Raw genomic sequence first — 8,910 nt, 5'->3', positions numbered from 1 at the left:
CCGATGGACCCGCCTGCGAGTTCCCCAGCAGTGGGAGCCTGGAATCCGTTTCGATACCCGGCGATCATGTCCTCAGTCAGCTCAAATGTTTTGTCAGGCGTCGTGGCATACCGACCCGTGATGCGCTCCCATTGGGTTGCATGGTCCACCTCCAGATACTCCACCCGGCACTCAACGCCGAGTGTGGACGCCATTGCCCGCAGCGCCGACCTCTCGTCCTTTCCCCAGAGCCCAAAATCCAGGATGACGCTGGCCCCGGAGCTCAGCGCCCGTGCAGCCACCCAGATCAGCCGGCCCTCCAGCACATCGCGTTTGCCATCCGCGTCGGATTCACCGAACAACGGAATCATCCATTCATCCGGCGTCAACCGCAGTGCGTGGTGTTGGGCCTCCAGCTCGACGGCGCGGGTGGTCTTGCCTGCGCCGGGCAGACCCACCAGCAGGAACAGAATCGGTGCTGCACTCATCCTCTGATCATGCCAGCGGAAGCGCCCGCCGTCGTAGTCCTCGAATCGCGTAACGGTTCCGTTCCAACCGATACCCCCGCCCGCTGGACGCTCCCACCTATACGGGTTACCGTTGTGATATTGCCCCGGACCCCGGCATAGCCGCATCAAAGATGTGGACGTCAAGAGCGGGGAATCAACGATGGCAAATTCTGATGAACATCAATCTGGTCAGCTGTCCAATACGCAGGCTCTGACACTCGAAAGCACTACTCCGGAGCTACAGCTAAAAGCTCTCATCCAGGTCAACCCCGATATGGGATTTGCAACGGTAGCCGTTCGCGGATCGCTGACCCGGTCCAACTGCGACGCGCTCATTCGAATGGTCGCGCGCACCAGTTACCTGGGCTCCGATCTGACCATCAGTGTGGACCTCAGCGAGGCACAAACCGTGCATGGCGACGCCCTGAGCAGGCTAGGCAATTATCCAACGTGGATGGTCATCGGGCAGGCCCAACGATGACGACCACACAGAGCAGGGCGGCACCGGGCCTCAGGGAGTTGTCCGCGGCGGCGGACACGATACCCGTGGACCTGGCCATGCTCCTGCACCGGGTAGGCCAGGGTGACCGAAGTGCCTTCGCTGATTTTTACGGACACACTTCCTCCCGGGTTCACGGGCTGGTCCGGAGAATTGTCCGCGACTCCGATCTGAGCGAGGACGTCACCCAGGAGATCTATCTGCAGGTGTGGACTGGCGCCGGGGAATATGATCACTCCCTCGGTACCCCTTGGGCATGGCTGATGACGCTTGCTCATCACCGCTCCGTGGACAAGGTCAGGTCGGAACAGCGGTCCGCCATCCGCCTGCACCGCTATGGAGTGGCGCACCGGGCCGTGGCCTATGACGTAGTCTCTGAAACCGTCGCTGATCGCTGGGAAGCGGAGTCCGTTGCCGGGCACCTGCATTCCCTAACACGGATTCAGAGGGAGTCCCTGGAACTCGCGTACTACCGGGGGTTGACGTATCAGGATGCCGCGGCAGTAATGAACGTGCCGCTCGGAACAGCTAAAACCCGGATCAGGAGTGCATTGCTCCGGCTCAGGGATTGCATGGGGGACCAATGAACCACAACGAGTCGGGGGCTGGCGCCGCTTTCGCGGTGAGGACCACCATGGGGCGGCCGGAGCATCCCAGCTGGCTCTCACCCAATGGACGGTTCCCGGAAGATCTCGCCATCCTGGATCAAGCTGGGATTGAGGTGCTGAACAGCCGAATCCACCGACAACTCGATTTTGAGTACATCCATTACGGGCAGCCGGATCCTGAAACCCAGTCCCGGTTGGACGGACTTACCGAAGAGCTCAACCGAAGAGACCGCGAATACCGCGAGCCCTAAAGGGTCAGCGAACGGTCAACAATTTTGCCGGCGGTCGAATGCAGACTGACGCTGTTTGAACGGGCGTACCCACGGAGCCGGATGAAAGCCTCGCTCATGTCCACGCCGCTGGTATGGGAAATGACTCCCTTGGCCTGCTCGATCAGGACCCGGCTGTTCAGCGCACGCTGCAGCTGCTCGTTGACCAGTGCGCTTTCACGGATGGTTCGCTCCTGGAGCAGACTGATCGTCGCAACGTCGGCCAACGCCTGTCCAATGGCCGAATCCTCCGGGGTCAACGCACCAGTATCCTGACCGAACAGTCCCATAGCGCCGATTGTTCGGCCGTGCACGCGCATAGGAACGGCATGCACGGAGCGGAATCCCTGGCTCAGAGCCGCTGCCTGAAACTCCGGCCAGCGCCCCGCCATTGAGTCGATGTTGTCGATGGCAACCACAACACCCGTTCTGAAACACTCAACGCACGGCCCGGATCCGGCCTGAAGCTGCAGAATCTCAACCAGTTGGCTTTCCTCGCTGGTGGAGGCAACCACCTGCAGCTCACCCTGCGGATCGACCAGCAGCAGTCCGGCAGCAGCAGCGTCAAGCAGACCGACCGTCTCTTCAACCAGGGTGTGGAGTAGATCCAGCACATCGTAGTCCGCGACGAGTGTGTCTGTGAGTTTCACAAACGCGGCGCTGACCCGTTCCGCGCGCGATGTAGTCACCATGCCTCCACTTTACTCCAGCCCATGCCCATTCATCGCCTCTTCAGGCGGGGAGAAGTCCAGTTCCCTGGCGACAACATCCTTGGCTGTTTCAGCCAGCGTGCTGCCGTTGGCGAAGGCATGCGCGCGCAGGAGCAGCAGTGCCTGCACGGCAGTCATCGTCGCCTGTGCAAGAACCATGCCGGTGGCCTGATGGATCTCCCGGCGCGAGAGGGGTGAACTTCCGGATGCCTGATCCTCACCATCAAAGGCGCCGAGGGTTAGCAGTTGGCGCAACAGCGTCCATGACGTCTGGACAGCCAGGACAGACGCCGTCATTTGATCGGAGCTGTTCAGGACCCATGGCGATGATTTGTAGAGTTCAACCACTCCGATGTCGATCGCCCCGACCGATAGCGGGAAAACAAACATGGCCGCGGCGCCGGTTCCGGCAACTGCTTTCCCAAACACGGGCCATAACCGGTGATCCGACGCCTGCAGATTGGGCAGGAGGACTGGCAGCCGGGTCCGCAGCGCCTCCCAGCGGGGCCCCTCACCCAAGTCGAACTGCAACTCATCAAGCCGAGCCGACACAGCGTCCGTGGCATAAATCAGCGTTTCCTGCATAGACCCGCCAAACAGGGAAACAGAGGCGCCCGTGACGGGCAGCGACTCAAGAAAGGGTGCACACAGTTGTGTATTGTCGAATCCCAACTCCGCCGAAGCCCACTCAGTCATGACTCCACCAAGGGGTTGAACCGGAATGCGGGTTGTTGACCATCGTTGCAAGTCCCCGACCCTTCACGTAGTAACAGCACTGAGGCTCTGACTTAACCATAGACCTGTGCCGCCGTGTTCGCATTGCAAGCTCCCGACAGCGCACACGGCCCCCTCCCGGCCACCCGGGACAAGCGCGGTGCGGCCTTCGAAGCGGAACTGGCCAGCGTCGTCGCACACGTCCTTCTCCTGGCGGTCCAACACGAAGTGGACGTGGTCGGAGCCACTGACAGGAATTGGCTGAGCTGGATGAAGGCTTCGTGACGCAATCCGGCGGGTGCGTGGCGCAGCACCGTAAACTGGACCCGATGAAAACCACCGACTCCACGCCCGTTTCCGGCACCCAGCACACCCTTCAGCATGGCCAGTACACTGCGTCGATTGCGAGCGTGGGTGCATCGCTGCGCTATCTCCGTCACGACGACCGGGACCTGGTGCTGCCTTATGACGCAAACGAAGTGCGCCCCTTCTACCGGGGCGCTGTGCTTGCCCCGTGGCCCAACCGTGTAGTCGATGGGAAATACACGTTCGACGGCGCCGCGCATCAGCTCCCCCTGACCGAACCCGAGCGCCTCCACGCATTGCACGGGCTGCTGGTGTGGCAGGACTGGGCGCTCGAAGAGAAAACGGATGCTACTGTCCGGCTGAGCGCCGAGATTGTTCCGCAACTGGGATTTCCGTACCGCCTGCAGGTTGAGGTGCTGTACGCGCTCGACGACGCGGGTCTCCACACCACCATTTCCGCCGTCAACCCGGGTCCTTCCGCCGCGCCATACGGGACCTCCGCTCACCCCTACCTGCTGGGCGGCGACGGCACAGTCGATGCCTGGACTTTGACCGTTCCTGCCGACCAGGTGCTTGAAGTGACCGAAGACCGACTCATTCCAACCCGGCTGTCCCCCGTCGACACGACATTCGATTTCCGCTCCCCCCGCATGATTGGCTCCACCTTTGTGGACCACGCCTTCACCGGCATCAGGTACGACGTCGGCGTGGCCACGGTCCGCGTCACTGGACCGGACGGACGCGGGGCGGCAGTCTCGTTTGGGCCCGATTGCCCGTGGGTGCAGATCCACACGGCTGACCAGCCGAAGGATGCGTCCATCTCGCGGCTTGGCCTTGCCGCCGAACCCATGACGTGCCCGCCGGACGCCTTCAATTCGGGAACCGACCTGATTGTGCTGCAGCCCGGGGAATTCCACTCCGTGGGCTGGCTCATTCATTCGGTCTAGGTTGCGGAGGCAGCTTCAAATCTGAGCTGCGAATGGTCTAACTTTTAGAGAACCGTAACCGCACAGCGGATGCCCGGCGTGCTTGCCAGACGCGCATCGGTGGTGAGGAGCTCAGTGGCACCGATCTGCTCCGCAAGCGCAACATAGGTGGCATCGTAAGCGCTGAGATTGTGGCGGAGCTCCCACATGCGCAGCCTCAGCCCATCAGCTGGATAGCGCCTCAGGGTCATTCCCATGAATCCTTCGAGAGCCCGCCCGCCTTCCTCCGCGCTCAAATGTCCACGGGCTACAAGGCGACGCAGAACGTTAGTGACTTCACTATCGATGAGGTGAGGGGCTGCAAGTTCGTCAACGCCGAGCTTCTGAGGATCCAGCCCGCCGGCCACGAGTTCGATAACCACGCCCGCATCAATAACGATCATTCTCCGCGACCCTCGTGGAGCGCATCCAGGATTACCTTCCGGCCAACCCGGCTGTGGACCTGGGACTGGGTGCGTTCAATCACCGCCCTATTGCCTTCCACTGCTTCAGCCCTGTGTGCCACCTGCTCCAGCTCGCGCAGGATGAAACGCGTGAGTGAGACATCCTGCGCCTCCGCTGCAGCTCTGAGCGAGTTATGCACGTCATCAGGAACGTTCCTAATCTGAATCACTTTCGACATGGTTCAAGGATATCCATTCTGGGTGCATCTTGCACCCAATCCTGCCTGACCCGATCATCGTGTAATCATCATCAGCGCCACCACGCCGTCGCCTTCCAGTTCCATCCGGGTTCCTGCGCCAACGACGACGGCGTCGTACAGTCCCAGCCCCACGCCACCGCAGTGCACCGTCCCTTGGAGGAGCACGACGGCGGCCTGGCCGCCGTCATCCGCAGCCACGGTCCATGCGCCGGCCACCGTTCGGCTGACCATGGTTCCATGGCAGCGGCCCCGCCGGGTCATAAGGTTTAGATCCAGTGTTGGCTGGGACACGTTGATGGAGCTCACCCGGTTTTCCCCGGCAAAGGAGTGAATGGCAAACTGATCCAGCCGTACGGGATGAGCTTCATCCAATAGATCCAGACCCTGTGGAGACAACGCCATCAGAGTCCGATCTACGCCGGGGAACTGCGAAAACTCAGCGTCGGAATCGATCGTGGCAATGCTCAGGCGCCACTCGAACAGGCCATCCAGGCCAGGGCTGACAAAAACTTCGGTGGTGTACCCCTGACCGTTGAGCCAGGGAATTCTGCGGTGCCCGGCGGCCGGAAGGATGTCCACTGCCTACCGCGCCACTGTGGACCAGTGCTCCACCAGTTCCTCGTGCGCCTCGAGTCTCTGCTGCGTTCGTTCGGGGTGCTTCGCAGCCAAGGCGTCCAGCAGAGAGATCGCCAGCACAACCGCGGCGGCATGCGAATCGAACACCTGATCCGTTCCCACCGGCGCCACCAGCAGGGCATCGACGTCCTCGATAAACGGCACCACCGGACAGTCCGCAATGGCCACGGTTGCCATCCCCAGCCTGCGGGCGTAGGCCAGCGCCTCCAACGTTGCCGAAGGGTACCGGGGCATCACAAACGCGAGCACCGCGGTGGCGCCGTCCAGGCGAAGCTGCAGTACGGCGTCGTGCATTGAGGCTGCATCGTTGAGCACATGGACGTCCGGAAGGACCCGGCTGGCAAAGTACCCCAGGTACTCGGCGAGCGCTGACGAGACGCGCAGGCCGATGATTCCCAGCGGCTGGGTTCCGGACAGCAGGTCGATGGCCCGGGCCATCGGCTCCCCGGCGATGGTTCGCTCCAGCGCGGCGATGTTCTGTTGCTCGAATCCCAGCTTGTTTGTTGCGGGATCATCCGGAGCGGAGACGGACGGTGAGCGCAGGATCTCCCGAATGGCATTCCGGAAGTCGGGATAGCTCGCGTAACCGAGCGCTGTCGCCAAACGGGTCACGGTGGGCTGGCTGACGCCGGCGGCCTCGGCCACGTCGATGGTGGAGGCGAAGGCAGCATAGGGAAGGGAACCCAGCATGTACTGGATAACACGGCGCTGGGTCGGCGAAACCCGGTGCTTGTGCGCAAGTTCCACCAGCCAGTTGTGCGCCCTGTCAGCCGGGGGCTGCTCCGTCATGGCACCCTCATCCCCTTTGTGTGGAACCGCTTGGCCGCAATGGTCCGCAAGCGCCCTCCGCAGTCGTGAATAGTATGATACACAGTTAGCGTACGTGCATGAAACCATTCTTAGGTGGAGGTCCGAATGTCAGGCAAGGCACAACGGGAGATCTGGCTGCGGTTCCTGTCCGGACCGGACATCGACTCCCTTGAACTCACGCGCACAGAAATTATCGACGCCGTGGACAGTGTTGTCGCAGCGCACGGCCGCGGCGAGACGGTCTTCGAGCCGCGCATGCACCTCATGCCGAACAACGGCGGAATTGGCCACTTCAATGTGCTGCGCGGGCATGTCTCATCACTCGGCGAACACGGTGTCAGCGGCGTCAAGGTAGTGGGCGATTTTGTGCCGAACTACCTGCACGGCCTGCCCAGCGAGCTTGCCATGGCAACCCTCTTCGATCCCACCACCGGTGTGCCGCTCTCGGTCATGGACGCAACGCTGATCACCGAAGCCCGCACGGGTGCCATGACGGCCGTCGGCGCCAAGCACCTTGCCCGCAAGGACTCCCGCATCCTGGGACACGTGGGTGCGCGCGGAACGGCGTTCTCCAACGTCACCATGCTCAACAGCCTTTTTGACCTTGAGGAAATCCGGGTCACCAGCAAGCGCCCGGAATCCCGCGAGGCGTTCGCCGAGCAACTCCGCGCGGAGATTGACACCCCCGTCCGGGTAGTCGAAACCGCCGAGGAGGCTTTCGACAACGCCGACATCCTGGTGGAGGCCTCACGCCTGAACGAGCCAACCCCCCTGTTGCGCACCGCGGCCGTCAAGCCCGGGGCATTTGTTGTTCCGTACGGAACGGTCAGCGCCGTCGAGCTGGACCTTCTTGACGTGATGGACAAAGTGGTGGTGGATGATTGGCGCGAGGCCCAGTCCGGACGGTTCGGCGCCTTGCGGGCGCACGTGGACACCGGCCGTCTCTCCCCCGAAACCCTGTACGCGCAGCTGGGCGAGATTGTGAGCGGCCAAAAGCCCGGCCGCGAGCACGACGACGAACGCATCCTCTTCTGGCACCGTGGGCTGTCCATTCTCGACGTGGCGGTTGCGCACCTAATCCTGACCAAGGCGGAGCAGACTGAGACCGGCACCATGCTCAGATACCGGTAGCTGCCCATGAACGGCGCATTAGTCATAGACAGTCCGGGCGACCTTGGTCCAGCGGTAATGCTGGCGGTGGCTGACGGCGCGGCGCTCGAACTCGGGGCTGCGCTGCGGGAATCCCTTGGGGTCCACCGCCTGCGCGTGCTGGCTGCACTGGACAACGAAGAATCCGTCTACGGAGTGAACACCGGCATGGGCGCCGCCAGCGAGATCCGGCTGGACACCGCTGCGCAATCGGTGCAGCAGGACAACCTGATGCTGGCCCGTGCGGTTGGCTCAGCCCCGTGGCTGAACCGGAGGGAAGCCCGGGTTGCCGTGGCCGCCCGGTTGCGGTCCTTCCTTGACGGCGATGCCGGGGTTTCAGCGGAGCTGTGCCAGGGACTCATCGACCTGCTCAATCGCGGCCTTCATCCCGCCATTCCCCGAACGCGTAATGGCGCCGCCGGTGAGATCATCCCCCTGGCCCATCTGGGCGGCTGCATCACCGGCTCGGGCAGGTTCATTGAAGGCGGCATCGCCGTCCCCGCGACGCCGGTGCTTACTGCGGCGGGACTGGCACCGTTGCACCTTGGACCCAAGGAAGGCGTTGCGCTGATCGAGGGCATTCCCGTCACCACGGGGCTGGCAATACTCCAGGTCCGAGCAGCGCGCCTGCTGGCAGACCAGTCCATCGCCGCCCTGTCCGCAGGACTGGTGTTGATCAATGCCAACCGCAACCCATTCGGGAAGGCAGTGGCGCGCGCCAATCCCGAGCTCGCCGTCGTCGTCGGCGCGGTGAGAAGGCTCGCAGGCGACCAAACGCTTCCGCGGAGTCTTCAGGCACCCCTGTCCTTCCGTGTTGCGGCGCCAGCGGCGGCCCAGTTGCTGCGCTCGGCTGCGGCGCTGGGGCAGGCGGTTGACCGCGCGCTCGACGGCGTGACGGATTCCCCAGCGTTCCTGGACGGCCGCTTCACGGGGACGGCCGGATTTGACGGCTTTGACCTTGCCGCCGGGCTGGACGGACTCCGTCTGTCGGTGACGCACCTTGCGGAAACGTCGGCGGCCCGGCTGCACCGTCTGCTCGACGAACGGGTAACCGGCCTGCCGCGTCAGCTCTCCGACCGGCCCGGCCTGCAC

Annotated in this window: 14 protein-coding genes; 7 read left to right on the top strand and 7 right to left on the bottom strand. The window is 63.0% G+C overall.

Annotated elements, in window-relative coordinates:
* On the bottom strand, positions 1-467 hold a 467-nt coding region (locus tag Y708_RS0110390), incomplete at its 3' end, for a P-loop nucleotide/nucleoside kinase family protein (RefSeq protein WP_051478888.1).
* A 181-nt stretch (positions 468-648) separates the two neighbouring features.
* Here Y708_RS0110390 and Y708_RS0110385 point away from each other — a divergent pair.
* From Y708_RS0110385 to Y708_RS0110375, 3 genes are read left to right on the top strand one after another with little or no spacing between them, the layout of a single operon-like run.
* Positions 649-969, top strand: a complete 321-nt coding sequence (locus Y708_RS0110385) for a hypothetical protein (RefSeq protein ID WP_028279887.1) — start codon at positions 649-651, stop codon at positions 967-969.
* The gene (gene sigK, locus Y708_RS0110380) at positions 966-1,574 is read left to right on the top strand and encodes an ECF RNA polymerase sigma factor SigK (RefSeq protein ID WP_035775954.1); all 609 of its coding nucleotides are present in this window, start codon (positions 966-968) and stop codon (positions 1,572-1,574) included. The genes Y708_RS0110385 and sigK overlap by 4 nt, the downstream gene beginning before the upstream one ends.
* Entirely contained in the window at positions 1,571-1,846 is a 276-nt protein-coding gene (locus tag Y708_RS0110375; protein WP_051478887.1) for a hypothetical protein, read from the top strand. Before sigK ends, Y708_RS0110375 begins: the two co-directional genes overlap by 4 nt.
* Here the strand turns inward: Y708_RS0110375 and Y708_RS0110370 are convergent.
* Together Y708_RS0110370 and Y708_RS24250 are read right to left on the bottom strand one after the other, a co-directional pair.
* On the bottom strand, positions 1,843-2,556 hold the full coding sequence (locus Y708_RS0110370; RefSeq protein WP_028279884.1) for a GAF and ANTAR domain-containing protein: 714 nt from the start codon (positions 2,554-2,556) through the stop codon (positions 1,843-1,845). The genes Y708_RS0110375 and Y708_RS0110370 overlap by 4 nt on opposite strands.
* A 9-nt stretch (positions 2,557-2,565) precedes the next feature.
* Positions 2,566-3,270 (bottom strand): GAF and ANTAR domain-containing protein, encoded by a 705-nt coding sequence (locus Y708_RS24250; protein WP_051478886.1) that lies wholly within the window; start codon positions 3,268-3,270, stop codon positions 2,566-2,568.
* A 114-nt stretch (positions 3,271-3,384) separates the two neighbouring features.
* Here Y708_RS24250 and Y708_RS0110360 point away from each other — a divergent pair, with 114 nt between their 5' ends.
* Together Y708_RS0110360 and Y708_RS0110355 are read left to right on the top strand one after the other, a co-directional pair.
* Positions 3,385-3,573, top strand: a complete 189-nt coding sequence (locus Y708_RS0110360; RefSeq protein ID WP_028279883.1) for a nucleoside triphosphate pyrophosphohydrolase family protein — start codon at positions 3,385-3,387, stop codon at positions 3,571-3,573.
* A 44-nt stretch (positions 3,574-3,617) separates the two neighbouring features.
* Positions 3,618-4,541 carry an aldose 1-epimerase family protein gene (locus Y708_RS0110355; RefSeq protein WP_028279882.1) on the top strand — a complete coding sequence of 308 codons (924 nt, stop codon included), beginning with the start codon at positions 3,618-3,620 and terminating at the stop codon, positions 4,539-4,541.
* Positions 4,542-4,585: 44 nt separating this feature from the next.
* Here Y708_RS0110355 and Y708_RS0110350 read toward each other — a convergent pair whose 3' ends face one another.
* From Y708_RS0110350 to Y708_RS24245, 4 genes are read right to left on the bottom strand one after another with little or no spacing between them, the layout of a single operon-like run.
* Entirely contained in the window at positions 4,586-4,963 is a 378-nt protein-coding gene (locus Y708_RS0110350; protein ID WP_028279881.1) for a type II toxin-antitoxin system VapC family toxin, read from the bottom strand.
* Positions 4,960-5,202 (bottom strand): FitA-like ribbon-helix-helix domain-containing protein, encoded by a 243-nt coding sequence (locus Y708_RS0110345; RefSeq protein ID WP_028279880.1) that lies wholly within the window; start codon positions 5,200-5,202, stop codon positions 4,960-4,962. The genes Y708_RS0110350 and Y708_RS0110345 overlap by 4 nt, the downstream gene beginning before the upstream one ends.
* Before the next feature lie 54 nt (positions 5,203-5,256).
* Positions 5,257-5,802 carry a HutD/Ves family protein gene (locus Y708_RS0110340; RefSeq protein WP_028279879.1) on the bottom strand — a complete coding sequence of 182 codons (546 nt, stop codon included), beginning with the start codon at positions 5,800-5,802 and terminating at the stop codon, positions 5,257-5,259.
* Between the two features lie 3 nt (positions 5,803-5,805).
* Positions 5,806-6,648 (bottom strand): MurR/RpiR family transcriptional regulator, encoded by an 843-nt coding sequence (locus Y708_RS24245; RefSeq protein ID WP_035775953.1) that lies wholly within the window; start codon positions 6,646-6,648, stop codon positions 5,806-5,808.
* A gap of 126 nt (positions 6,649-6,774) precedes the next feature.
* On the opposite strand from Y708_RS24245, the gene Y708_RS0110330 reads away from it, so the two are divergent.
* Together Y708_RS0110330 and Y708_RS24240 are read left to right on the top strand one after the other, a co-directional pair.
* A complete protein-coding gene (locus Y708_RS0110330; protein WP_028279878.1) occupies positions 6,775-7,800 on the top strand; it encodes an ornithine cyclodeaminase family protein in 1,026 nt (341 codons plus the stop codon).
* Between the two features lie 6 nt (positions 7,801-7,806).
* The coding region (locus Y708_RS24240) for an aromatic amino acid lyase (protein ID WP_051478885.1) at positions 7,807-8,910 on the top strand (1,104 nt) is incomplete at its 3' end.

The organism is Arthrobacter sp. H5 (assembly GCF_000520595.1).
Lineage (GTDB): Bacteria > Actinomycetota > Actinomycetes > Actinomycetales > Micrococcaceae > Arthrobacter_D.
Note: the sequence above shows the minus strand (reverse complement) of the source record. Positions and strands in the feature narration are given on the sequence as shown.